The following is a 23,167-nucleotide window of genomic DNA, read 5'->3' as shown; positions in this document are numbered from 1 at the left end:
CCTTTCGGGCACGCCAGATGACGCTTAAAGCGTCGAGAGGAAGGTGCTGTTGTTGGCCTGCCATTCGGTGATGTCGACGCGGATACGCTTCTTGTCGAGCTTGCCGACGCTGGTCTTGGGAATTTCAGTAACAACGGCGATCTGACTCGGGATAGCCCACTTGCTCAGGTGCCCCTGTTCAACGTACGGCTTGAGGTGCTCCTTGAGTTCCCTGGCCCCGATCTGATGCCCTTCGCGAACCACCAACAGCGCAAATGGGCGCTCGCCCCACTGCGGATCGGCGATGCCCACTACTGCTACCTCACGTACCGCAGGGTGGCGACTGATCAGGTCTTCCAGGTCCAGGGAAGAGATCCACTCGCCACCGGTCTTGATCACATCCTTGATCCGGTCACGGATGTCGATCACGCCCATGCTGTCCAGGGTTGCTACGTCGCCGGTGTGCAGCCAGCCCCCGGCCCAGAGCTCGGCGCCTTTTTGCGGCTCGTTGAAGTAACCCTCGGTGAGCCACGGCGCACGCAGCACCAGTTCGCCCTGGGTTTCACCATCGGCAGGCAGGAAGTTGCCCTCGATGTCGACGATTGCCGCCTCGACCAACGGCCCCGGCACACCAGCCTTGATCCGGTAGGTGGTGCGTTCGTCTTCGGTGCCGGCCATCAGCTCATCGTTGAGGTGGGCGCATGATACCAATGGCCCGGTCTCCGACATGCCATAGGCGGCGGTCAATTGGATGCCCTTGGCCTTGGCGGCGTCGTACAGCGCATGGTTGAGCGCACTGCCGCCGATGACGATTTTCCAGCCACCGAAATCGACGTTTTGCGCCGCCTTGGCATTGAGGACCATTTGCAGAATGGTCGGCACGCAGTGGGAAAAGCTCACCTTCTCCTTGCGCCACAGCTCCACCAGATACTCGGGGTCGTAACGGCCCGGATAAACCTGCTTGAGCCCGAGCATGGTCGCCACATACGGCAAGCCCCAGGCATGCACATGGAACATCGGGGTGATCGGCATGTACACGTCGTTGGTGCCCAACAGCCGCACGCTGTCGATGGCGCCCATGATGGTCGCCACGCCCATGGTATGCAGCACCAGTTGCCGATGGGTGAAATACACGCCTTTGGGGTTACCGGTGGTGCCGGTGGTGTAGAACGTGGTGGCCACCGAGTTTTCGTCGAAGTCCTGGAAGTCGTACTGCGGGCTCGCCGCGGCCAGCAGTTGCTCGTACTCGCCGACAAGGTTCGGCAACTCGGCAGTTTTTTCCGGCAAGTCGGTCAGCAGCAGGGTTTTCTCCACCGTGGTCAGGTGCCCGGCAATCGCCTTGTACAAACCGACGAACTCGCTGTTGACCAGCACAAAGCGGTCCTCGGCGTGGTTCATGGTGTAGAGAATCTGTTCTGGCGACAGCCGCACGTTAATGGTGTGGATCACCGCGCCGATCATCGGGATGGCGAACATGCATTCCAGGTAGCGATGGCTGTCCCAGTCCATTACCGCCACGGTATCCCCGGCCTTCACGCCGGCCTCTGTCAGCACATTGGCCAGCCGCGCAACCCGCTCGATCAGGGTCGGATAGCTGTAGCGCAACTGATCGCGGTAGATGATTTCGCGAGTTTTTTCGTAACGGGCGCCGGACATCAGCAGCCGTTTAATCAACAGCGGATACTGGTAAGCGCCCTCGGCTGGAGGAATAACGCGAGTCTGCAACATAAGAGTCCCTTTTTGACTGCACAGTCTTGGCTGCTAAAGCTAAGCACTCTAGAGGCCTTGAACGCCAGCCAAATCAGCCAAAGGTATGATTTGCAGAACCGTACAAATGCTAGCTTTACGCCAGCACTTGCGAGAATTCGTCAGCCGTTACGCCATTTTTCCTACGGCAGCCTCGGCCGGTGTCCGGGGGAAAACCATTGCAGCCACGAAGGTCAACGCCGCAATACTCGCCAATATCAGGTAAAGACCTACAAAACCTTGGCGCGGTTCGACGAACGAAATCAGCGGAATCGCGGTAGCACTGGCACCGAACGATAAACAGTAACGCAGCGCGAAGACTCGGGATTGCCATTGCGGCGCGACAAAGTTGGCGACCATCGCATCATTCACCGTAACCTGGCCAAACACCACGAACATGAACGCCGCACCCAGCACGATCACGGCCCAGCCGTCGACATAGGCCAACCCGAACAACAGTGGCGCCTGGCACAGCGTCAACACTATGAACGGCCATTTCAGACTGAAACGATGCAAGACCCGGCCGATGCTCAACTGCGCCACGGCGCCGAAGGCATACGCCAGGCTGACCACGACGCCAAGGATTTGCGGTGAAGTAAACAAATCGTGCAGGCGTTCCTGAAACAATTTCGGATAGGTCATGGTCGTGGCGTTGAACACCACACCGCCGGTCGCGGTGGCCAAGGCCAGTACGCCGAACACCATGACCATGGAAATCCGCTGACCGGCCGCATCTTTGAGCGGTATGTGCGCACGCTTGGGGATCGGTTCTTCGCGCACCTGAAACGCGAAACCGATGCCCAGCCCAATCGCCACCATGCCAGGCAAAACGAATGCCGAACGCCAGCCGAGTTGCGCCACCAGCAACCCGGTGATCAGCGCCGAAAACGCCACGCCAAGGTTGCCCCACATGCCGTTGATACCGATTTCGCGGCCCCGGTTCTGCGCGTAAGCCACCAGCATCGCGGTGCCCACCGGGTGATAGATCGCGGCGAAAATACCGATCAGCGTCAGGCCGATTACCAGCATCGGTGCGCTGCTGCTCACGCCGGTAAAGATCGCCGAAGCGCCAATGCCGAAAAAAAACACCAGCATCATTTTCCGTCGGCTCCAGCGATCCCCCAGCCAGCCGGCCGGCAGCGAACAGGCGCCAAAGGCAATAAAGCCGCCGAGAGACAGGCCGATCAGCGCGGCGTAGTCCAGTGCGAAGGCCTGGGTCATGCCGAGAACGGCGGCGGGAAAAATCAGCATGAACATGTGATCGATCACATGAGCTGCGTTGATATAGCGGAGGACATTTCTGGACTGGTTCATCGCGGCACGCTTACGTTGTAGTGAGCGGCTTATGCTAAGTTGGCGAAAAAGAGTAATCCTGACAACAAAGTCATTGGATCTGACATGTTAATCAGCCATTTCCTGCACGGGCCGGTCAGCGCCTATCCGCGAGATTACGTGGACGGTGCTCACCAGGAACTGCATCAACACCGCGAAGCTCAGTTGCTGTACGCCGTTTGCGGCACCATGCGAGTGGTCACTGCGCAAGGTGCCTGGGTCATTCCACCAACCCGAGCCGTATGGATTCCACCATTGGTGGCGCATGAAATTTTCATGTCGGGCGAGGTGCGCATGCGTTCGCTGTTCATTGCCCCCGAACTGTCGCCGCCAACGCTGCAACAGTGCTGTGTGCTGGCCGTCACACCGCTGCTGCGCGAGCTGATCCTGCGCGCGGTGCAAGGTCCGCGACACGCGGAAAACTCATTGATTCAGAAGCTGATGCTGGAAGAGATCGCCAGCCTGGAAAACCTTCCGCTACACATTCCAATGCCCGAGGACCGACGCCTGCAGGGCATCTGCATGGCGCTGCTGCGCGCACCGAATCACTCCAACACCCTGGAAGACTGGGCACAACAGGTCGGCGCCAGCTCTCGAACCTTGGCGCGGCTGTTCCAGCAGCAACTGAAGATGAATTTCAATGCCTGGCGCCAGCAACTGCGCCTGATGGAAGCCCTGCCGCGTCTGCTCGCCGGGGAAAGCGTGCAGAGCGTGGCGCGCGACCTGGGCTACGGCAGTGCTCGGGCGTTCAGCGCAATGTTTCGCCGTTTGCTCGGGGAAAACCCTCGGGAATACCTGAACGCGCTGAACAAATTGAGCGAACTCAATCCCCCGTAGACACTCAGCGCGATCAATGCATCTCGGTGAACGCGAGTTTCACGCCGATGGCGATCAGCACCGCGCCCATGGTCCGGTCGAACCAGTGGCCCATGCGGGCGAAACCGGCGCGCACGCGTTGTTGACTGAACAACATCGCCACCAGGCAAAACCAGAGCGCCGTTGCCGCTGCCAGATAGATCCCGTAACCGGCCTGTACCGCCAGCGGCGTGTGCGGGTTGATCACCACGGTGAACAGCGACAGGAAAAACAGCGTGGCTTTCGGGTTCAGGCCATTGGTCACGAACCCCGCAGTGAAGGCGCCCCGCGCGGTGCGCTCACCCGCTTCCTGGTGCAGATCGTCAGCCGCAGGTTTGGCCGGTTGCGCGCGCAGGGCCTTGTAGCCGATGTACAGCAGGTACGCGGCAGCGGCCCATTTCAAGGCGTTGAACAGCACGATCGACTGAGACACGATCAGCCCGATCCCCAGCAGCGAATAACCGACGTGCAGGAAAATCGCCGAACCGACGCCCAGCGCCGTCCAGGTCCCGGCACGGCGACCGTGAGTCACGCTCTCCCGCACCACCACGGCGAAATCCGGGCCGGGGCTTGCAACAGCCAGCAGGTGAATCAGCGCAACGGTCAAGAATTCTGTCCAGTACATGGGGGCTCCTTTTGGCCAAGCGTAACTGCTTGTTTCATCTGGTAGGCTCGGCAGATTACGCCCTCAGTTCAATGCACAAAAGGTACAGTTGATGACGAACTCTCGCCGCGCCGTTTTCCTCGACCATCCGTCCCTGGACCTCGGCGATCTCGACCTCAGCCCACTACGCGAGTGCTTCAGCGACTTGCAGCTGTTCGCCCAGACCACGCCTGCGCAGGTGATCGAACGCCTCAAAGGCGCCACTGTCGCCATCACCAATAAAATCCTGATTGATGCGGCGGCCATGGCGGCCAGCCCCGAGTTGAAGTTGATCCTGATCACCGCCACCGGCACCAACAATGTCGACCTTGCTGCAGCCCGCGCCCACGGCATCACTGTTTGCAATTGCCAGGGTTACGGCACGCCGTCGGTGGCTCAGCACACGATCATGTTGTTACTGAACCTGGCGACGCGCCTGGGCGACTATCAAAAAGCCGTCGCCGAAGGTCGCTGGCAACAGGCGAAACAGTTCTGCCTGCTGGATTACCCGATCGTCGAACTCGAAGGCAAAACCCTCGGTTTGCTCGGCCACGGTGAACTGGGCGGTGCCGTCGCGCGGCTGGCCGAAGCGTTCGGCATGCGCGTCTTGTTGGGGCAGATTCCGGGCCGCCCTGCCCGCCCGGACCGCTTGCCGCTGGACGAGCTGCTGCCGCAAATCGACGCCCTGACCCTGCATTGCCCGCTCAACGAACACACCCGACACTTCATCGGTGCCCGTGAACTGGCCTCGATGAAGCCCGGTGCTTTCGTGGTCAACACCGCGCGCGGCGGCTTGATCGACGAACACGCATTGGCCGACGCCCTGCGCAACGGCCACTTGGGCGGCGCGGCCACCGACGTGTTGAGTGTCGAACCACCGACTGCGGGCAATCCGCTGCTGGCCCAGGACATTCCACGGCTAATCGTCACCCCGCACAACGCCTGGGGCAGCCGCGAGGCGCGGCAGCGAATCGTTGGCCAGTTGACGGAAAACGCTCAGGCTTATTTCAGCGGTAAAGCGCTGCGGGTCGTCAGTTGATAAACTGCGGCACTTTTTTTCAAGGAGCAGAGTATGGATCCGCGCAGTGAAGTACTGCTTCGTCAGGCCGAGTTGTTCCAGGGTTCGGTGCTGCTGGCCGGTTTGCCCGCCGACGACTTGCTGGGTCGCCTGCCCGAGACCCACGGCTGGTGCTGGCACGCCGGCGATCAAGCAGCACTGGACGCCCGTTTCGCCGGGCGCAGCCATTTTGGCGTGAATGCGCCCGAGCGCGAATTCGACAGCGCCGTGGTGTTTCTGCCCAAGTCCAAGGACCTGACCGACTATATCCTCAACGCCCTCGCCTCTCGTCTGGCCGGTCGTGAGTTGTATCTGGTCGGCGAAAAACGCAGCGGCATCGAAGGCGCGGCCAAGCAGTTGAACCCCTTCGGCAAACCACGCAAGCTCGACAGCGCACGGCATTGCCAGCTCTGGCAGGTCACCGTGGCCAATGCGCCAGAAGCCAAGTCGCTGGAAAGCCTGGCCCAGACCTATGAACTGCCATTGGCCGAAGGGCCGTTGAAAGTCATCAGCCTGCCGGGTGTGTTCAGCCATGGCCGACTGGATCGCGGCAGCGCCCTGCTGCTGGAACATCTGGACAAACTGCCCAGCGGCCACCTGCTGGACTTCGGTTGCGGCGCAGGCGTGCTGGGGGCCGCGGTCAAGCGGCGTTATCCGCACAACCAGGTTACCTTGCTCGATGTCGACGCATTTGCCGCCGCCAGCAGTCGCCTGACCCTGGCCGCCAACGGTCTGGAAGCGGAAGTGCTGACCGGTGACGGCATCGACGCAGCGCCCATGGGCTTGAGCGCGATTCTGAGTAATCCACCGTTCCATGTCGGCGTACACACCGATTACTTCGCCACAGAAAACTTGCTGCGAAAAGCAGCTAAACATCTGAAAAATGGCGGCGAACTGCGGTTGGTTGCCAACAGTTTCCTGAAGTATCAGCCGCTGATCGAAGAGCACTTGGGCGCGTGTGCGATCAAGGCTGAAGGACAGGGTTTTAGAATCTACCGGGCCAAGCGTGGCTGAAAACGCTTTTGTAAAAGAAGGCTTGCCCAATCGGATTTGCCTAGGCAGAATCCGCTCCGTCCTAGGGGAGTAGTCTCCCACGAGCGCCATGCTCGTCCGGCATACGTCAACATACTTGGTCCTCAGACCATGGCGTATGCGACCCACGCGTCCGCATCAGACGGATCGCAGGGTTTGACAAGACCTATGACACGAACACCTTACCCGGGGCGGGAAGGCTGTACGTGTCATAGCCGTGTCGACCCGCCCCTTAGGAAAACCCTGATGATGCTGGACTCTCTACTCGTTCCCACCGCAATCGTTGCCTTGGCCGAAATCGGCGACAAGACGCAACTGCTCGCACTCATTCTCGCCGCTCGCTTTCGCAAACCCTGGCCGATCATCGCCGGCATCGTCGCCGCGACCCTGGCCAACCACGCGGCGGCCGGTGCGGTAGGCGCCTGGTTCGGCAGTTTCTTCTCGAATGCGACGCTTCACTGGATCCTCGCCGCCAGCTTCGCCGCCACGGCGCTGTGGACACTGGTGCCGGACAAGATGGACGAAGACGAAGCCAGCACCGCCCGCAAGTTCGGACCGTTCCTGACCACGCTGATTGCGTTCTTCCTCGCGGAGATGGGCGACAAGACCCAGGTCGCGACCGTGATGCTCGCCGCGCAATACCCGGATCTGTGGCTGGTGATCCTCGGCACCACCGCCGGGATGTTGATTGCGAACGTGCCGGTGGTACTGGCGGGTAATTTTGCAGCGGAAAAACTGCCTCTGACTTTGATCCGTCGCCTGGCGGCGTCGGCGTTCTTCATCCTGGCGATTGTCGCGGTGTACAAGGCGATGCAGAGCAGTGGCTGGGTTTGACCCTGGATCTGGTGAGTAACAGATTGTGGCGAGGGGCCGTTCCGACAAGCCTCCTCGCCACAAGCCTCAGCACTTGATGATCAGGATTTCCTGGCTTTCTCGTACAACGGCATGACTTTCGGAATCGCCGCCTGCAACGACGCAATCCGACTGGCCGACGCCGGGTGAGTGCTCAAGAACTCTGGCGGTGCGCCTTCCGAGGCTTTGCTCATTTTGTTCCACAGGGTGATCGCAGAGTTCGGGTTGTAACCAGCGCGGGCGGCCAGTTCGAGGCCGATCAAGTCGGCTTCGTTTTCGTTCTCGCGACTGTTGGGCAAGGTCATGCCGTATTTGGCCACGGTGTCCGCCAGGGCCAGGCTGTCCTGCCCCAGACCGAGCAACGCACCGGCGCCCTGCTTGGCCATTTCGAGACCATAAGCCCTGGACATCGCTTCACGACTGTGCTCGCGCAAGGCGTGAGCGATTTCATGGCCAATGATGGCGGCGATTTCGTCGTCAGTGAGTTGCAGGGTGTCGATCAGCCCGCTGTAGAAAATGATCTTGCCGCCAGGCCCGCAGGAGGCATTCAGCTCATCGCTCTTGATCAGGTTCACTTCCCATTGCCACTGGGCCGAATCCGGACGAAACACCGGTGCCTGGGCAATCAGGCGATTGGAGATGGCCTGGACGCGCTTCGCATTGTTACTGGATTTATCCAGCACGCCTTTGGTGCTCGCCTCCCCGATGGTCTGTTGATAAGACTGGGCGTACATCTGGTTGACCTCGGAGGTCGACAACATACTGAACATGTATTGCGTGCGCTCAACGCCCACGGCGCCACCGCTGGTGGTGTTGACCGACTGACAACCGGCAAGCAGCAGACTCGCACTCAGTGCACACAAAACCAATGTCTTACTCATCAAGAAGCTCCCTGGAAACATGCCGCGTATCCTAGGTGGGGATTTGTATCGGCGCCAGATACAACGGACGTGTAGCACGTACATTTCAGACAAAGCCCCGATTACCGTAGGAAAAAATTCACACAACAGCGTCCACCGCGGCTGATCACGGCCAGCAATGATTCATTTACGACATCCAGCACTCTAAAACAGCCAATTCGTTACATCTGGCTCATGCCCCACCGCCCCAGTGCCGATACAGCTCTGCAGACGTCCTCTTGCGTGCGGAGCACCCATGAAATTCAAGTCGATCCAGTTTTCCGTTGCCGCCCTGGCCGGCGCCATTGTGCTCAGCGTTGTCGCAGCCCTGGTGCTGTACGCGCTGTTTTCCGGCGCCCGGACCCAAGACATGGTCCAGCAACGGACTCAGGCGCAGTTTGAGCAAGTCATCGAACAGCGCCTGACGTCGCTGGCACAAACCCAGGTCAGCCAGATCCAGCGCGAACTCGAAGCACCGCTGCTGATTGCCGGCGGTCTGGTGCGGGTCAACGCATTGATCGGCACACCAGGCGCCGACGGCCAGCCGCAACTGAGCCTTAGCCGCGAGCAACTGATCAGCCTGATCAAGGAAAACGTCGCCCGGAACCCGAAAATTCTCGGCACCTACATTGGGTGGGAAAAAAACGCCCTCGACCACAACGATGCGGCCTACGTCGACACCAAAGTAGTCGGCATCGACGCCAGTAACGGGCGCTTCCTGCCATGGTGGTTCCGTAACGAAGACGGCAGCCTGGGCCTGGACAAACTGGTCGACGTCGACGACCAGAAAACCTTGTCCACCGGTGTGCGCGCCAGCGAGTACTACCTGTGCTCCAAGGAAACCAAAAAATCCTGCGTGATCGATCCGGCGCCCTACAAGGTTGGCGACAAGATCGTCATGCTCGCCTCCTTCATTGAACCGATCATGCTCAACGGCGCGTTCCAGGGCATCGTCGGCGCCGACCTGTCGGTGAACTTCATCCAGGAAATGCTCCTGGGGGCGAATCAGAAACTGTACAGCGGCGCCGGAGAAATGGCCCTGATCGGCGGTAACGGCCGGATCGTCGCCTACACCAAAGACCCGAGCAAATTCGGCGAAAAGGTCAGCGACATCCTCGACAGCAAGCAGATTGCCAACATGGCCAATCTCAAGCGTGGCGAAGTGACTTACACCGTCGACAAGGCCCAAGGCCGGATCGAGTTGTACCTGCCCTTCGGCATCGGCCAGACCGACGCCCGCTGGACCTTGATGCTGCAACTGCCGCTGAACGCGGTGATGGCCGACCTGCAAAAACTTCAGAGTGACCTGGACGCACAGCGCAAGTCCGACACCTTTGGCATGGCCATGGTTGGCCTGCTGATCGCCGGCATTGGTTTGTTGGTGATCTGGCTGGTGGGCCACGGCATTGCCCGGCCGCTGAAGCAGATGGTGACCATGCTCGATGACATCGCCCAGGGCGAAGGCGACCTGACCCGCCGCCTGACCAGCGACCGCAGCGACGAACTGGGCTCGATCGCGAAGGGCTTCAACACCTTCCTGGCCAAGTTGCAGGCGATGATTACTCAAGTGGTGACTTCGGTGCAGAGCGTCAGCGACTCGTCGGAACACACCGCCGACATTGCCATTCGCACCAACATCGGTGTGCACAAACAAATGGCCGAGATCGATCAGGTCGCCACCGCCGTACACGAAATGACCGCCACCGCCCAGGACGTGGCGCGCAACGCCACCCAGGCCGCGCAAGCTGCCAGTCATGCAGATCAGGCGGCGGCGCAAGGCATGCAAATCGTCCGGGATACGTCGAATTCGATTGGTGTGTTGGCCATCGAAATCGGCAAAGCCGTCGGCGTGGTGCAGACCCTGGCCAAGGACAGCGAAAACATCAACGCGATCCTGACGGCCATTCGCGGCATCGCCGAGCAGACCAACCTGCTCGCCTTGAACGCGGCCATCGAAGCCGCGCGGGCCGGTGAACAGGGTCGGGGTTTTGCGGTGGTGGCCGATGAAGTACGCAACCTGGCGCAGAAAACCCAGAAGGCCACGGAAGAAATCCAGACCATGATCCAGCAACTGCAACAAGGCACCCGCGATGTGGTGCGGGTCATGGAAGACAGTCAGAACCGCACCGACGAAAGCGTGCAGCACGCGGCGAAAGCGGCCCAAGCGCTGGAGACCATTACGCAAGCGGTGTCGGTGATCAACGACATGAACACCCAGATCGCCAGCGCCGCCGAGGAACAGAGCGCGGTGGCCGACGACATCAACCGCAACGTGATCAACATCGGGCAAGTAGCCAATGAAGTGGCTGGTGGTGCGGATGAATCGAGCGCAGCGAGTGCGGATTTGACCAAGTTGGCGGAACAGCAGCGCCGGTTGATCAATCAGTTCAAGGTTTAGGGTTCAATGACGCGGAGCGTCCATGGCTGCATTCCCACGCGGAGCGTGGGAACGATCATTACGCGCTCAGCCCGGGGTCAAACACTCCGGCCCATTGAGCTTCGGATCATTCACCATGTTCGCCAGCACCCGCTCGCGCAGCGCCGCGGGTTCGCTGGCCAGCAGCGCCTGCAAGGCATGTAGCGGGGTTTCAGGATTGAGCCAGGCTTCCTGCCCCGCCGCATCGAGAATCAACGGCCGACGCTGACTCGAAGCAGGTTGGGTGATCACCGCCGTACTCAGCCATACCTGCTCCTGCACTGGATACGCTTCCCAGATCGCCGCGAAGTAAAGCGTCGAGCCCTCCCCCGGAGTCAGCCAGTATGGACGTTTGCGCGTAGTACCGCGCCACTCGTAAAAACCATTGGCCGGCAGCAGACAACGGCGCAGGCGCAAGGCTTCGCGAAACATCGGCTGTTCGGCAACGGTTTCGGCACGGGCATGGGCCGGCGTGCGGGACAGGTCGGTCAGCCACGGCGGCGTCAGGCCCCAGCGGGCGCGGGCCAACTCACGCTGCCCGTCTGCACCGGCACGCAGCATCAACACCGAATCGTTGGGAGAAATATTCCACTGGGCCTGCTGATCGGCGGGAAATCCGGGCAGGGCTGCGAAGGCGGGGTTCCAGCGAAACAGGGCATAACGTCCACACATGGGGCAATACGACTCTTGATCAAACGAACGTCAGCCTAACAGACCAGCGTGCCGGGAAAGCTGTCCGGTTCATCGCCGGACAGCGGCAGCGCGGCATTGTACGCGGCGATCAGTTCCCGCGCGTATTGCGCCTGGTCGTTATCGACCGATACACCCAGCAGGCCGAATATCGGCAATTCCCCGGTACCGCCGATCAAATCCCGGCCCACCAGATGCGCCTCGATGCCTTCACTGGCCAGCATGCTTAGCAGCAATTCGCCTTCCATCAGGTTTTCCGGCTCGTAGATACGCTGCATGGGTGAACCCCTTCATTCGTTTTCGCTGTAGACGTCGAGGTGCCACTCCTCGCCGTGAACCTGCAAGACAAAGGTAATGGGACGACAACACACCGGACAATCCTCGATATAGGTCTGATCACCGCCAGACAAATCCAGAACAGCCTCGACTTCTTCACCGCAATACGGACATTCATACTGCGCAGTTTCCAGCATCGCGGTCTCCCAGGTGACTTGTGCGTATAATCGCCGGTCTATTTACAGGGCTATTTTTGTCTGACTACCTTTCAGACCGTGCCCCGTTGGTTTTCGATCAATACCTTTACTTACCCTAGCCGTTTCTAACAAGAGAGCATGATGGGCGAATTCGATGCCATCCGACCTTACGACGACAGCGAAGTCCCAGCAGTGCTGGCACGTCTGCTCGGCGACAAGGCGTTTCTAGATATCCTCACCCACTTCCGCTTCCCGCGCTTTGCCGGTGCCTTCGGCTGGATGCTCAAACCTCTTATAGCGCATCGGCTACGCCGTGAGTTCGCCGACGTCACGTCAGTGGCCACGTTGCAGGACAAAGTCGAGTTTTACGTCGACCACACCATCGAGCGCGCCACGGACGGGGTGACCTACACCGGCGTGGAGCAATTCAAGTCCGGCAGTGCCTACCTGTTCATCGCCAACCACCGCGACATCGTGATGGACCCTGCCTTCGTCAACTACGCCGTGTACCACGCCGGCCTGCCGACCCCACGCATTGCCATTGGCGATAACCTGCTGCAGAAGCCTTTTGTCAGCGACCTGATGCGCCTGAACAAGAGCTTCATCGTGCACCGTTCGATCACCGGTCGTCGCGAGAAAATGGCGGCGTATCAATTGTTGTCGGCCTACATCAACCATTCGATCCGCAACGATTGCGCCTCGATCTGGATCGCTCAGGCTGAAGGCCGGGCCAAGGACGGCGACGACCGCACCGAGTCGGCGATCCTCAAGATGTTCCACATGAGCCGCAAGGACGAGCCGTTCGGCGAAGTCATCCGTTCGCTGAACCTCACCCCGGTGTCGATCAGCTACGAGTACGACCCCTGCGACCAGGCCAAGGCCCGCGAGCTGTACATCCGCGCCACCACCGGCACCTACACCAAGGCGCCGGGCGAGGATGACGCGAGCATCGCCAAGGGCATCACCGGTTACAAAGGCCGGGTCCACGTGAACTTCGCCGCGCCGATCACCGAACTGTTCGAAGACACCAAGCAATTGGCGATCGAAATGGACAAGCAGATTCTGGGCGGTTACCGGTTATTCCCGGTGCATTACCTGGCGTATGCGCAGTGGAAAGACGCCGACCCGCAATTGCAGGTGCCGAAAGCGGCCGAGCTGTTTGCGGCAGATGAACTGGCCAAGGCTCAGGAAGAATGGCAGCGTCGACTGGAAGCTTGCCCCGAGGAACATCGTCCGTTCCTGGTGCTGCAATATGCGATGCCGGTGCGTAATCAGTATCGGGTCAAGGCCGGGCTACCGTTGTAGGGTAATGGCTGGATACGACAACGGCGCCTTCGGGCGCCGTTTTTGTTTGTCTTGGTGCAGTAGGTCAGTCAGACACTGTAACTGTGTCAGAACTTCAGACGCGAGTACTGACCCACGACACCAGCAGCGCCATCCCAAGGCAGGCAAAACCGAAGCGATAGAAAAACCGGTTCATGCGCAAGGTCGCCCAATCGAGCGTCGGCTCTTCGCTGGGTCGGCTCTGGCGCTGGGCTTCGATACTGGCCATCGCGCGCTGTTCACGACGACGGGTGGCGTGCAGCAACCAGCCGCCCGGGCAGGCGAACAGCAAGGCCAGCAGGTTGATCAGTTTGGCGGGATGAGCGGTAAAGAGCGAAATCAATTGCAGCGACATCACAAACCTCAGGCAAACCGGTGTAACAGACGCCGGGACCGACGACCACGGCGCGGATTCTACCGAAAGCGCTCCGGCCTGCCCCCCCTTTCCGACAAATAACGAAACCATTTAGCCGATTATTGTCCTGTGTCACGGCGCCGTCATCTGAATCCGCCAGTCTGTCGCCCTTCGAAACCGACACGGACCGCGTCATGCTCCACGCCGAAAACCAGGATCGTCTTTACCTCATTGCCCAAAGCGACGAACAACAAACCTTAGTCGGCAGCCTCGCCTTCAATGTACAGGACCGGCATTGGCTGGTGTATTGCGCGTTGGGCGGGCATCAACATGCGGATTTGCCGGAGACGGATTTGCTGACCGGGGTGAGTGTTCTGGACTTCTATTCGCAAGCGGCTTGATTTCCCTTGCTGGAACGGCAGGCACAAAAAAACCCGGCGCCATCACTGGCGCCGGGTTCTTTAAACAAGCTACAAACCGTTACTCGCCAAGCACCTGACCAATCGTCGGGTCCTTGAACAAGCGGGTCAACGCATCACTCAGCACATCACTGACCAGCTTGGTATTGGTTTCCTGATTCGGCGCCATGCCAAAACGCTGATCCAGCGACGCGCCGTAGCGACCGCTGTAACGACGGTTGGCATTCTGCACATCGGAACGGAACGTCGCGCCAATTGTAGCTTCAGTCACATACAAACCTTCTTTGGGCGACTGATACTTCAGCTCGGCCAGGGTCACCGTCAATTGCGGCGCATTCAGCGCATTGGCCGTCGGCGTGAAGCCCAGCAACCGCACGGCCGCCTCAGCTTGAGCCTGCAGCTTCGGCAGAATCTGCGCGCCCTGCACCGTGATCGCACTGGTCTCCGGGTACAGACCGCCACGGGTCCCCAGGGTTGGCGATGGACGACCGTCCACCACACGCACCACCACCGGCTGACCATGGCCGACCGGCGCCAGCTGAGCCGTCAGCTTGGGTTCCGGGCTCAGTTGTTGCGGGCTGTGGGCGCAGCCGACGAGGGTCAAACTGGTCACAGTGATCAAACCGAACAACAGGCGTTGCAACATGCTCTTCTCTCCAGAATCAGGCAACTAACGATGCCCGCAGTATAGCGGTGCGCCACTGCGGCGAACTAGCTTCGCGCAACGATTACTGAAATCTCTGACAAACCCGGCGCAGCGCGGTTCCTGTCACACCTTTGTCACCGCCCGCTGGCAACCTTTATGGCAGTCACCCCCAAAAGGTACGTTGCCATGCGTTTTCTCGTCTCCCTGTTCGCGCCACGCCCGCTGCACCGCAGTTTCGCCCTGCTCGACCACAATGGCCACTGCCAGGCCTTCAAGCAGTGCAGCCTCCAGCCCATGGGCGATGGTTGGGTCGAAATCGAAGAAATTCGCCTCAACTGGCTGCACCAGCCTCTGCCCGCCAGTGCCCGTGTCAGCCAGCACCAGCCACGTGCACGCGCGCAGCAACTGCTGACCACCTGACCCGACGCCTAATAAAAGTCATTAAACACGACCATTTCCCTGCGTTTCTTAGATACAATCTCCCCCCGATTATAAGGACGTCTCCTGATCGGGCCTCGCAGCATCGTTCAATGCCTCGGTATTGACACCCCGCACCGCCCACAGAGAGCCGCCCACACAGATCGAGTGAAGCTGGCGCGCTTGCTGTTTCTCAAGCAAAACCCCCACTTTTCGCGAATCTGCAGAGCTGTCATTACGCTCGGTCACTGAGCTGTTTGCCCGTTTTTGCTGCCCATGCACCCCATGGCGGCAATCCATCCGGGCACGGTGCCAGGCTGGGACAGCCCTTTTTTGAGGTTCACGTCTTCAAAAGAGCGTGAAAAAAACGGGTTTTCACAACTTCACAAGAGTGTGGCGAGCAAATGAATAGTTTTGCGTCTGAAAATGCACCATTAGCGTCTACAACAGCCCAACGACACAGGACCGAGTACTCCTCGAACACCGGAGCCTGAAGCCTGTCCGCTACGGATTTGGTTGCACAAACGGATGTCTCGACCATAAGTCGAATTGCCAGCCGCGTGCCGAAATGAGTTCATGTGACTCTTGAAGCCAGGCCGCATGCATCCGTCGAAGTTGCGAAAAATTGCGAAGATTCGGACATGGCGATCCTGGCCATGGGTACCTGGGGCATCACTGACACGCCCCGGAACGCCTGGCAGCTATGCCGACAATTTGGTGCTGCAGATTTTGGAGACGCGTTAAATGGCGCATAACGAAGCAGTCGACGTAGTACTGGTTGGGGCCGGCATCATGAGTGCCACCCTCGCTGTACTGCTTAAAGAGCTCGACCCCGCGATCAAGCTGGAAGTCGTCGAGCTGATGGATTCCGGTGCCGCGGAGAGTTCCAATCCGTGGAACAACGCCGGTACCGGTCACGCCGGGCTGTGTGAGCTGAACTACACGCCGCAGGCCGCTGACGGCACCGTCGACATCAAGAAAGCCGTGCACATCAACACCCAGTTCGAGGTGTCGAAGCAGTTCTGGTCCTACCTGACCAAGAAAGGCACCTTCGGTTCGTGCAAATCGTTCATCAGCCCGGTGCCGCACCTGAGCTTCGTGCAGGGTGAGAATGGCGTGTCCTTCCTCAAGGAACGCTTCAAGACCCTGAGCAAGCACCATGCCTTCTCGGACATGGAATACACCGAAGACAAAGCCAAGATGGCCGAGTGGATGCCGCTGATGATGCCGGGCCGTCCGGCTGACGAGGTCCTCGCCGCCACCCGCGTGATGAACGGCACCGACGTCAACTTCGGCGCCCTGACCAACCAACTGCTCAAGCACCTGACCAGCGCGCCCGATGCCCAGGTCAAGTACTGCAAGCGCGTCACCGGCCTGAAGCGTAACAACGGCGGCTGGACCGTCAGCATCAAGGACGTCAACAGCGGCAATACCCGCGAAGTCGACGCCAAATTCGTCTTCCTTGGCGCCGGCGGCGCGGCACTGCCGCTGCTGCAAGCGTCGGGCATCGAAGAAAGCAAAGGCTTCGGCGGCTTCCCGATCAGCGGCCAGTGGCTGCGTTGCGACAACCCGGAAGTGGTCAAGCACCACCAGGCCAAGGTCTACAGCCAGGCCGCGGTCGGTTCGCCACCAATGTCCGTGCCGCACCTGGACACCCGTGTGGTCGATGGCAAAAAGTCCCTGCTGTTCGGACCTTATGCCGGTTTCACCACCAAGTTCCTCAAGCACGGTTCGTTCATGGACCTGCCGATGTCGGTCCGCGCCGGCAACATCGGTCCAATGCTGGCCGTGGCCAAAAACAACATGGACCTGACCAAGTATCTGGTCAGCGAAGTGATGCAGTCGATGGAGCAGCGCCTGGAATCCCTGCGTCGCTTCTACCCTGAAGCGAAAGCCGAAGACTGGCGCCTGGAAGTGGCCGGCCAACGGGTGCAGATCATCAAGAAAGACCCGAAGAAAGGCGGCGTTCTGCAGTTCGGTACCGAACTGGTCGCGGCCAAGGACGGTTCCCTTGCCGCTCTGCTCGGCGCCTCGCCAGGCGCCTCGGTGACCGTGTCGATCATGCTGGAATTGATCGAGAAATGCTTCCCGAACAAGGCCAAGGGCGAGTGGGCTGCCAAACTGGCGGAAATCTTCCCGGCTCGGGAGAAAGTCCTGGAAACCGACGCTGCGCTGTATCGCAAGATCAATGCGCAGAACAACGTCGCACTGGAACTGGTTGAAGCAAGCAGCGAAACCCAAAGCTACGCTTGATTCAGCCGCATAAAAAACGCCCCGTCCTCATTGAGGGCGGGGCGTTTTTTTGTGTGCGGTGAAACAATCTTGTGGCGAGGGTGCTTGCTCCCGCTTGACCGGGCTGGCGCACCAGTGCGCAGCGCTCACAAAATCTCCGCCATTCGCAGCATTTTGGGGCCGCTTCGCAGCCCAACGGGAGCAAGCTCCCTCGCCACAAAATTCCAGTGTGCCTGACGTTAACCGCGAGCCTTGTCGATCAACTCGATGTACTCGGCCGCGTTACGTTGATCCTGAATCAGGGCCACGAAGTCATTGCCGTGCTCATCCTTGCCGTCCAGATCGTAGCCGGCTTCGACAAAGAACGTCAGAAAACGCTCGAAGTCATCGATGCGCAGACCGCGGTAGGCCTTGATCAGTTTGTGCAGCGACGGTGAAGTGGCGTCGACCGGCTCAAAATCGAGGAACAGTTTGATCTGCGCATCGCCGATCTCGTCACCAATCACTTGCTTCTTATCTTTACGCATTGCCGACTCCAGCTCGCAGACATTTCACAGGGCGGGCAGTTTACCCCTGCCTTGATGCCGGGCTCAACGCGGACGAACGCTGCCGGTGTGCAGATCGGCCCAGATATGGCCGTTGGCGTAACTCAGAAACTGGCAATACACCGTGTCGTTGCGCAGCAAGTCGATCACCACCCGGTACTGGGCCAACGGGTAATAGAGCGTTAGCGTTTTGCTTTTGTTGTCGTAGATCGGCTTTTTCAGGCTTTTGCTTTCGCCATCGAAGTTGACCATCACCTGGCTGATGGTCGCACCCTTGTTCAAGGGTTTGCCCTTGAGGCGGATCAGCAAGGGTGAGGTGACCGGGATCGGTTGTTGGTTGGACTGACGCTGGCTGCCGAGGACCACCGAATACTCGGTGACCTGCAACAGTTGTTGCTGCTCGGGTTCCGCTTCACGCAGAGTCAAGTCGTCCGGGGGCAAAAACTGCACATGCATCGGTGCCGGAGCGGCGGCCAGGGGTAGGCTGAAGACCAACATCAGGGCGGCGCAGCTGCGGATCAAAAGACTCATGACAGGCTCCTGGGACGAGGCCGAGCACTCTAGCATGATGATCAATCGGGCGAATAACCGATCCAGATCAATACTCTCGAAGACAAGGCTGGGCATACTGAAAGAGCCTTCAGCCCTATTTCGACGGCGTGCCGTCTACTGTGGAGTCCCTATGCCATTCTCCATCCCCCCGTTATTCGCCGCCTGGCGTCAAACTCTGCGTGCAGGTTATAGCCTCAGACGCTTGCGTGGCGACATCAGTGCCGGGGTGACGGTAGGGATTATCGCCATTCCCCTGGCCATGGCCCTGGCGATTGCGGTGGGAGTAGCGCCCCAACAAGGTTTATATACGGTGCTGATCGCGGCCCCCCTGATCGCCCTGACGGGAGGCTCGCGCTTCAATGTCAGCGGGCCGACAGCCGCGTTCGTGGTGATACTGCTGCCGATCACCCAACAATATGGCCTGGGTGGCCTGCTGCTTTGCACCATGCTTGCCGGGGCCATCCTGATTGCCTTGGGGCTGATTCGGGCCGGACGGCTGATTCAGTACATTCCTTATCCGGTGACCCTGGGCTTTACCGCCGGGATCGGCATTGTCATCGCCACACTCCAACTAAAGGATTTGCTGGGCCTGAGTACCACCGGGCATGCCGAACATTACATCGAGCAATTAGGTGCGCTGCTCCAGGCATTGCCCAGCGCCCGCCTGGGGGACGGAATCATCGGTGTCATGTGCCTGGCGGTTCTAATCGTCTGGCCGCGGTTTGTGCCAAGGGTTCCGGGGCATCTGGTGGCGCTGGCCATCGGCGCAATGTTGGGGCTGGCGCTGGAAAGCGGCGGGTTACCGATTGCGACGCTGGGCGAGCGCTTCAACTATATCGTCGATGGTGTCAGCCACCCCGGCATTCCGCCGTTTCTGCCGAGCTTCGACTGGCCGTGGAATCTGCCAGGGCCCAATGGTCAGCCGCTGCATCTGTCTTACGACCTGATCCGCCAATTAATGGCACCAGCGTTCGCCATTGCCATGCTCGGCGCCATCGAATCGTTGTTGTGTGCGGTGGTGGCCGATGGCATGACGGGCAGCAAACATGACCCCAACGCCGAACTCCTGGGTCAAGGCATTGGTAACCTGGTCGCACCGTTGTTCGGCGGCATTACCGCCACCGCGGCGATCGCCCGCAGCGCCACCAACGTGCGCAGCGGGGCGTTTTCGCCATTGGCGGCAATTATCCACAGCGCGGTGGTGCTGCTGGCGATACTCGCCCTCGCCCCGCTGTTCAGCTACTTGCCGATGGCCGCGCTGGCGGCGCTGCTCGTGATGGTGGCGTGGAACATGAGCGAGGCCCGGCATGTCGTGCACACCCTGCGCATTGCACCACGCAGCGATGTATTGGTCTTGCTGACCTGCCTGAGCCTGACAGTGCTGTTCGACATGGTGCTGGCCGTTGCCGTTGGGCTGTTGCTGGCCGCCGGGTTGTTCGTCAAGCGCATGAGCGACCTCACGGACACCGCCGAACTGCCTCGAGAGTTCCATCAAGCCTTACAGGATTTGCCGGAGCATGTTCGTTGCTATGCGATACGCGGACCGTTGTTTTTCGGTGCAGCGGAAAAGGCCCTGGGCGTGCTGCGCAAATTCAGCCCGGAGGTCAAAGTGGTGATTGTCGAGATGAGTGCCGTGTCCATGCTGGACATGACGGCGTTGGCAGCCTTCGACAATATCCTCAGGGATTATCGCACCGACGGCATCGGCCTGATTCTGGTCGGGACGGCTGCGCGCGTGCGCCTGAAACTCAGGCGCGCGGGCATCCATCGGGAACAGCGTCAATTGGCTTACGTGAACAACCTGGAACAGGCTCGACGCAAAAGCGAACGCTGGCTCGTCGGGCAGGACTGAGCGCGCGGTTCAAGCGAACTGCGCACGCATTCGGATGGGAGATCTGCCTTCAAGCATCAACGTGTCTGGCGGCTAAAACCACCCCCAGACAGTCAACCTGCTTACAGGCCTTTAACGGCAAAAATTCCGTTCGCGTTACGCCAGTAGCCTTTGTAGTCCATGCCATAACCGAAGATGTAGCGGTCAATGCACGGCAGGCCGACGAAATCGGCTTTCAGGTCCGGGCGAGCCTTGCGGTCGTGGTCCTTGTCGATCAGCACGGCGGTGTGCACTTTGCGGGCGCCGGCGTGTTTGCAGAAATCGATGATCGCGCCCAGGGTGTGACCTTCATCGAGGATGTCGTCGATGATCAGCACGTCACGGTCGATGAACGAAACTTCCGGCTTGGCTTTCCAGAACAGCTCGCCGCCGCTGGTTTCGTTGCGATAGCGGGTAGCGTGCAGGTAGGACGCTTCCAGCGGGAATTGCAGATGGGTGAGCAGCTTGCCGGCGAAAATCAGGCCGCCGTTCATCACACAGAACACCACCGGATTGCTTTCAGCCAGTTGTTCGTTGATATGTGCACCGACGCGGGCGATGGCCGCCTCGACTTCAGCTTCGGTGTACAGGCAGTCAGCCTCTCGCATGATTTGACGGATATGCTCGAGATCAGCGGACATGGCGCTCTCCAAGGGGTTTGAGGGGGAGGGACGGATTCGGAAAAGCGGGCAAAGGTACGCATCCCGCACGGCCAGATCAAGCGTTTGTGGACTAACGTACTGTATGTCTATAGGACAACACCCTCGGATAGATTAATCTAGGCCGGTTTTTTTGCCCGCCGCCGGAGCCTTTCCCCATGCCCATCCGTGAGATCCGCCATCCGCTGATCCGTCATAAACTTGGCCTTATGCGCCGCGCCGACATCAGCACGAAGAATTTCCGTGAGCTCGCTCAAGAAGTCGGCGCCCTGCTGACCTATGAAGCCACCAAAGACCTGCCGCTGGAAAGCTACGACATCGAAGGCTGGTGCGGCACGGTGTCGGTGGAGAAAATCGCCGGCAAGAAAATTACCGTGGTGCCGATCCTGCGTGCCGGTATCGGCATGCTCGAAGGCGTGCTGAGCCTGATCCCGGGCGCCAAAGTCAGCGCCGTGGGCGTGGCCCGTAACGAGGAAACCCTCGAAGCCCACACCTACCTGGAAAAACTGGTGCCGGAAATCGACGAGCGCCTGGCGATGATCATCGACCCGATGCTCGCCACCGGCGGCTCGATGGTCGCCACCATCGATTTGCTGAAGAAGGCCGGCTGCAAGGACATTCGCGCGATGGTCCTGGTGGCCGCTCCCGAAGGTATCGCCGCTGTGGAGAAGGCTCACCCGGACGTGACCATCTACACCGCTTCCATTGACCAGAAACTGAACGAACACGGTTACATCATCCCAGGCTTGGGCGATGCCGGTGACAAGATCTTCGGCACCAAGCAGAAGGACGCGTGACCATGCAGCAAGAGTTCAACGATCCGCTCTGGCGCACGGTATTGTCCGGCGCGCAGATGCTGTTCGTGGCCTTCGGCGCCCTGGTGTTGATGCCGCTGATTACCGGCCTCGACCCGAACGTGGCGCTGTTCACCGCAGGTTTAGGGACGATCCTGTTCCAGATCGTCACCGGGCGTCAGGTGCCGGTATTCCTGGCGTCGAGCTTCGCCTTCATCACCCCGATCATTCTCGCCAAGGGCCAGTTCGGCCTGGCGGCGACCATGGGCGGTGTGATGGCGGCCGGGTTCGTCTACACCTTCCTCGGCCTTGCGGTGAAGATCAAAGGCACCGGGTTTATCGACCGTTTACTGCCTCCGGTGGTGATTGGCCCAGTGATCATCTCCATCGGCCTGGCCATGGCGCCGATTGCCGCCAACATGGCGATGGGCAAGGCGGGCGACGGCACTGAGCTGATTCATTACCAGACGGCGATGATGATTTCGATGCCCGCGCTGTTGACCACCCTGATCGTCGCGGTGTTCGGCAGAGGTATTTTCCGCCTGGTGCCGATTATCTCCGGTGTGCTGGTGGGTTTTGCCATGGCGTTTTATTTCGGCGTGGTCGATACCGCGAAGATTGCCGTGGCACCGTGGTTCGCGATTCCACATTTCACCGCGCCGGAATTCAACTGGCAGGCGATTCTGTTCATCGTTCCGGTGGCCCTGGCCCCGGCCATCGAGCACATCGGTGGCGTGATTGCCGTGGGTAGCGTGACCGGTCGCGACTACCTGAAAAAGCCCGGCCTGCACCGCACCCTGCTCGGTGACGGCATTGCCACCACCGCGGCCGGTCTGTTCGGCGGCCCACCCAACACCACTTACGCCGAAGTGACTGGCGCGGTGATGCTGACCAAGAACTACAACCCGAAAATCATGACCTGGGCGGCGATCTTCGCAATCAGCCTGGCGTTCATCGGCAAATTCGGCGCGCTGCTGCAAAGCATCCCGGTGCCGGTGATGGGCGGGATTCTCTGCCTGTTGTTCGGTTCGATTGCCGCGGTGGGCATGAACACCATGATCCGCCACAAGATCGACCTGGGCGAAGCACGCAACCTGGTGATTGTCTCGGTGACGCTGGTGTTCGGGATTGGCGGCATGCTGGTCGGCACCGGTACCGGCCAGAGCGATTTCGGCCTCAAAGGCATCGCGCTGTGCGCGGTGGTGGCGATTGCACTGAACCTGTTGCTGCCGGGCAATGACAGCTGGAAGCACAAGAAGGCGGATGAGCCGCTGTTGTAAGCAGGCGACTCAATCCCCTGTGGCGAGGGAGCTTGCTCCCGCTTGACCGGGCTGGCGCACCAGTGCGCAGCACTCACAAAATCTTCATTGACTGCAAAGAT

General features: G+C 59.9%; 24 protein-coding genes, 1 pseudogene and 1 riboswitch. Of the genes and pseudogenes, 13 read left to right on the top strand and 12 right to left on the bottom strand.

Annotation, left to right across the window (positions count from 1 at the left end):
• Positions 1–24: 24 nt before the first annotated feature.
• Positions 25–1,707: a fatty acid--CoA ligase gene (locus F475_RS19600; RefSeq protein ID WP_111454525.1), complete on the bottom strand. Its 1,683-nt coding sequence runs from the start codon at positions 1,705–1,707 to the stop codon at positions 25–27.
• A gap of 147 nt (positions 1,708–1,854) precedes the next feature.
• On the bottom strand, positions 1,855–3,039 hold the full coding sequence (locus F475_RS19595) for an MFS transporter (protein WP_111454524.1): 1,185 nt from the start codon (positions 3,037–3,039) through the stop codon (positions 1,855–1,857).
• A gap of 84 nt (positions 3,040–3,123) precedes the next feature.
• Between F475_RS19595 and F475_RS19590 the strand changes: the two genes are divergently transcribed.
• Positions 3,124–3,894: a helix-turn-helix domain-containing protein gene (locus F475_RS19590; RefSeq protein WP_111454523.1), complete on the top strand. Its 771-nt coding sequence runs from the start codon at positions 3,124–3,126 to the stop codon at positions 3,892–3,894.
• Positions 3,895–3,907: 13 nt separating this feature from the next.
• Here F475_RS19590 and F475_RS19585 read toward each other — a convergent pair whose 3' ends face one another.
• Positions 3,908–4,537 (bottom strand): LysE family translocator, encoded by a 630-nt coding sequence (locus F475_RS19585; RefSeq protein ID WP_019582369.1) that lies wholly within the window; start codon positions 4,535–4,537, stop codon positions 3,908–3,910.
• A 91-nt stretch (positions 4,538–4,628) separates the two neighbouring features.
• Between F475_RS19585 and F475_RS19580 the strand changes: the two genes are divergently transcribed.
• The 3 genes from F475_RS19580 (at position 4,629) to F475_RS19570 (ending at position 7,478) form a co-directional block, all read left to right on the top strand.
• Positions 4,629–5,594 carry a 2-hydroxyacid dehydrogenase gene (locus F475_RS19580; RefSeq protein ID WP_064616189.1) on the top strand — a complete coding sequence of 322 codons (966 nt, stop codon included), beginning with the start codon at positions 4,629–4,631 and terminating at the stop codon, positions 5,592–5,594.
• 33 nt (positions 5,595–5,627) lie between these two features.
• Positions 5,628–6,626: a class I SAM-dependent methyltransferase gene (locus tag F475_RS19575; RefSeq protein ID WP_111454522.1), complete on the top strand. Its 999-nt coding sequence runs from the start codon at positions 5,628–5,630 to the stop codon at positions 6,624–6,626.
• A gap of 52 nt (positions 6,627–6,678) precedes the next feature.
• A riboswitch (yybP-ykoY riboswitch) is annotated at positions 6,679–6,801 on the top strand.
• A 92-nt stretch (positions 6,802–6,893) separates the two neighbouring features.
• Positions 6,894–7,478 carry a TMEM165/GDT1 family protein gene (locus F475_RS19570; protein ID WP_026286682.1) on the top strand — a complete coding sequence of 195 codons (585 nt, stop codon included), beginning with the start codon at positions 6,894–6,896 and terminating at the stop codon, positions 7,476–7,478.
• Between the two features lie 80 nt (positions 7,479–7,558).
• Here F475_RS19570 and F475_RS19565 read toward each other — a convergent pair whose 3' ends face one another.
• Positions 7,559–8,377 (bottom strand): M48 family metallopeptidase, encoded by an 819-nt coding sequence (locus tag F475_RS19565; protein ID WP_018929596.1) that lies wholly within the window; start codon positions 8,375–8,377, stop codon positions 7,559–7,561.
• A 274-nt stretch (positions 8,378–8,651) separates the two neighbouring features.
• Between F475_RS19565 and F475_RS31140 the strand changes: the two are divergent.
• Positions 8,652–9,938, top strand: a pseudogene (locus F475_RS31140) (HAMP domain-containing protein); the annotation flags it as partial.
• 12 nt (positions 9,939–9,950) lie between these two features.
• Complete coding sequence (locus tag F475_RS31135; RefSeq protein WP_370741153.1) at positions 9,951–10,793, top strand: methyl-accepting chemotaxis protein; 843 nt, start codon at positions 9,951–9,953, stop codon at positions 10,791–10,793.
• A gap of 66 nt (positions 10,794–10,859) precedes the next feature.
• Here F475_RS31135 and F475_RS19555 read toward each other — a convergent pair whose 3' ends face one another.
• From F475_RS19555 to F475_RS19545, 3 genes are read right to left on the bottom strand one after another with little or no spacing between them, the layout of a single operon-like run.
• Positions 10,860–11,483, bottom strand: a complete 624-nt coding sequence (locus tag F475_RS19555) for an SOS response-associated peptidase (protein ID WP_007939796.1) — start codon at positions 11,481–11,483, stop codon at positions 10,860–10,862.
• Between the two features lie 35 nt (positions 11,484–11,518).
• The gene (locus tag F475_RS19550; protein WP_007939795.1) at positions 11,519–11,779 is read right to left on the bottom strand and encodes a putative signal transducing protein; all 261 of its coding nucleotides are present in this window, start codon (positions 11,777–11,779) and stop codon (positions 11,519–11,521) included.
• 12 nt (positions 11,780–11,791) lie between these two features.
• Complete coding sequence (locus F475_RS19545) at positions 11,792–11,974, bottom strand: CPXCG motif-containing cysteine-rich protein (protein WP_018929594.1); 183 nt, start codon at positions 11,972–11,974, stop codon at positions 11,792–11,794.
• Positions 11,975–12,112: 138 nt separating this feature from the next.
• On the opposite strand from F475_RS19545, the gene F475_RS19540 reads away from it, so the two are divergent.
• Complete coding sequence (locus F475_RS19540; RefSeq protein WP_064616186.1) at positions 12,113–13,279, top strand: 1-acyl-sn-glycerol-3-phosphate acyltransferase; 1,167 nt, start codon at positions 12,113–12,115, stop codon at positions 13,277–13,279.
• A 94-nt stretch (positions 13,280–13,373) separates the two neighbouring features.
• On the opposite strand, the gene F475_RS19535 is transcribed toward F475_RS19540, so the two are convergent.
• Positions 13,374–13,652 carry a hypothetical protein gene (locus F475_RS19535; protein ID WP_007939791.1) on the bottom strand — a complete coding sequence of 93 codons (279 nt, stop codon included), beginning with the start codon at positions 13,650–13,652 and terminating at the stop codon, positions 13,374–13,376.
• Positions 13,653–13,846: 194 nt separating this feature from the next.
• Here F475_RS19535 and F475_RS19530 point away from each other — a divergent pair, with 194 nt between their 5' ends.
• Complete coding sequence (locus tag F475_RS19530) at positions 13,847–14,053, top strand: hypothetical protein (RefSeq protein ID WP_018929592.1); 207 nt, start codon at positions 13,847–13,849, stop codon at positions 14,051–14,053.
• A 79-nt stretch (positions 14,054–14,132) separates the two neighbouring features.
• Here the strand turns inward: F475_RS19530 and F475_RS19525 are convergent, their stop codons facing one another.
• A complete protein-coding gene (locus F475_RS19525; protein ID WP_018929591.1) occupies positions 14,133–14,717 on the bottom strand; it encodes a YajG family lipoprotein in 585 nt (194 codons plus the stop codon).
• 186 nt (positions 14,718–14,903) lie between these two features.
• On the opposite strand from F475_RS19525, the gene F475_RS19520 reads away from it, so the two are divergent.
• Together F475_RS19520 and mqo are read left to right on the top strand one after the other, a co-directional pair.
• Positions 14,904–15,137 (top strand): hypothetical protein, encoded by a 234-nt coding sequence (locus F475_RS19520; protein WP_064616185.1) that lies wholly within the window; start codon positions 14,904–14,906, stop codon positions 15,135–15,137.
• A gap of 741 nt (positions 15,138–15,878) precedes the next feature.
• The gene (gene mqo / locus F475_RS19515; protein WP_018929589.1) at positions 15,879–17,387 is read left to right on the top strand and encodes a malate dehydrogenase (quinone); all 1,509 of its coding nucleotides are present in this window, start codon (positions 15,879–15,881) and stop codon (positions 17,385–17,387) included.
• Positions 17,388–17,605: 218 nt separating this feature from the next.
• Here mqo and F475_RS19510 read toward each other — a convergent pair whose 3' ends face one another.
• The gene (locus tag F475_RS19510) at positions 17,606–17,893 is read right to left on the bottom strand and encodes a PA4642 family protein (protein WP_018929588.1); all 288 of its coding nucleotides are present in this window, start codon (positions 17,891–17,893) and stop codon (positions 17,606–17,608) included.
• A 63-nt stretch (positions 17,894–17,956) separates the two neighbouring features.
• Positions 17,957–18,442 carry a hypothetical protein gene (locus F475_RS19505; RefSeq protein WP_111454521.1) on the bottom strand — a complete coding sequence of 162 codons (486 nt, stop codon included), beginning with the start codon at positions 18,440–18,442 and terminating at the stop codon, positions 17,957–17,959.
• A gap of 151 nt (positions 18,443–18,593) precedes the next feature.
• On the opposite strand from F475_RS19505, the gene dauA reads away from it, so the two are divergent.
• The gene (gene dauA, locus F475_RS19500) at positions 18,594–20,315 is read left to right on the top strand and encodes a C4-dicarboxylic acid transporter DauA (protein ID WP_111454520.1); all 1,722 of its coding nucleotides are present in this window, start codon (positions 18,594–18,596) and stop codon (positions 20,313–20,315) included.
• A gap of 101 nt (positions 20,316–20,416) precedes the next feature.
• Here the strand turns inward: dauA and F475_RS19495 are convergent, their stop codons facing one another.
• The gene (locus F475_RS19495) at positions 20,417–20,974 is read right to left on the bottom strand and encodes a hypoxanthine-guanine phosphoribosyltransferase (RefSeq protein WP_007939779.1); all 558 of its coding nucleotides are present in this window, start codon (positions 20,972–20,974) and stop codon (positions 20,417–20,419) included.
• Between the two features lie 176 nt (positions 20,975–21,150).
• Here F475_RS19495 and upp point away from each other — a divergent pair, with 176 nt between their 5' ends.
• Entirely contained in the window at positions 21,151–21,789 is a 639-nt protein-coding gene (gene upp, locus F475_RS19490) for a uracil phosphoribosyltransferase (protein WP_007939777.1), read from the top strand.
• A gap of 2 nt (positions 21,790–21,791) precedes the next feature.
• Positions 21,792–23,066, top strand: coding sequence for a uracil-xanthine permease family protein (locus F475_RS19485; RefSeq protein WP_111454519.1), 1,275 nt, complete (start codon positions 21,792–21,794; stop codon positions 23,064–23,066).
• Positions 23,067–23,167 lie beyond the last annotated feature (101 nt).

The sequence above is a fragment of the Pseudomonas sp. URMO17WK12:I6 genome, from assembly GCF_003253625.1.
GTDB lineage: Bacteria > Pseudomonadota > Gammaproteobacteria > Pseudomonadales > Pseudomonadaceae > Aquipseudomonas.
The sequence above is the reverse complement of the archived record's forward strand: the minus strand, read 5'-3'. Positions and strand labels throughout refer to the sequence as shown.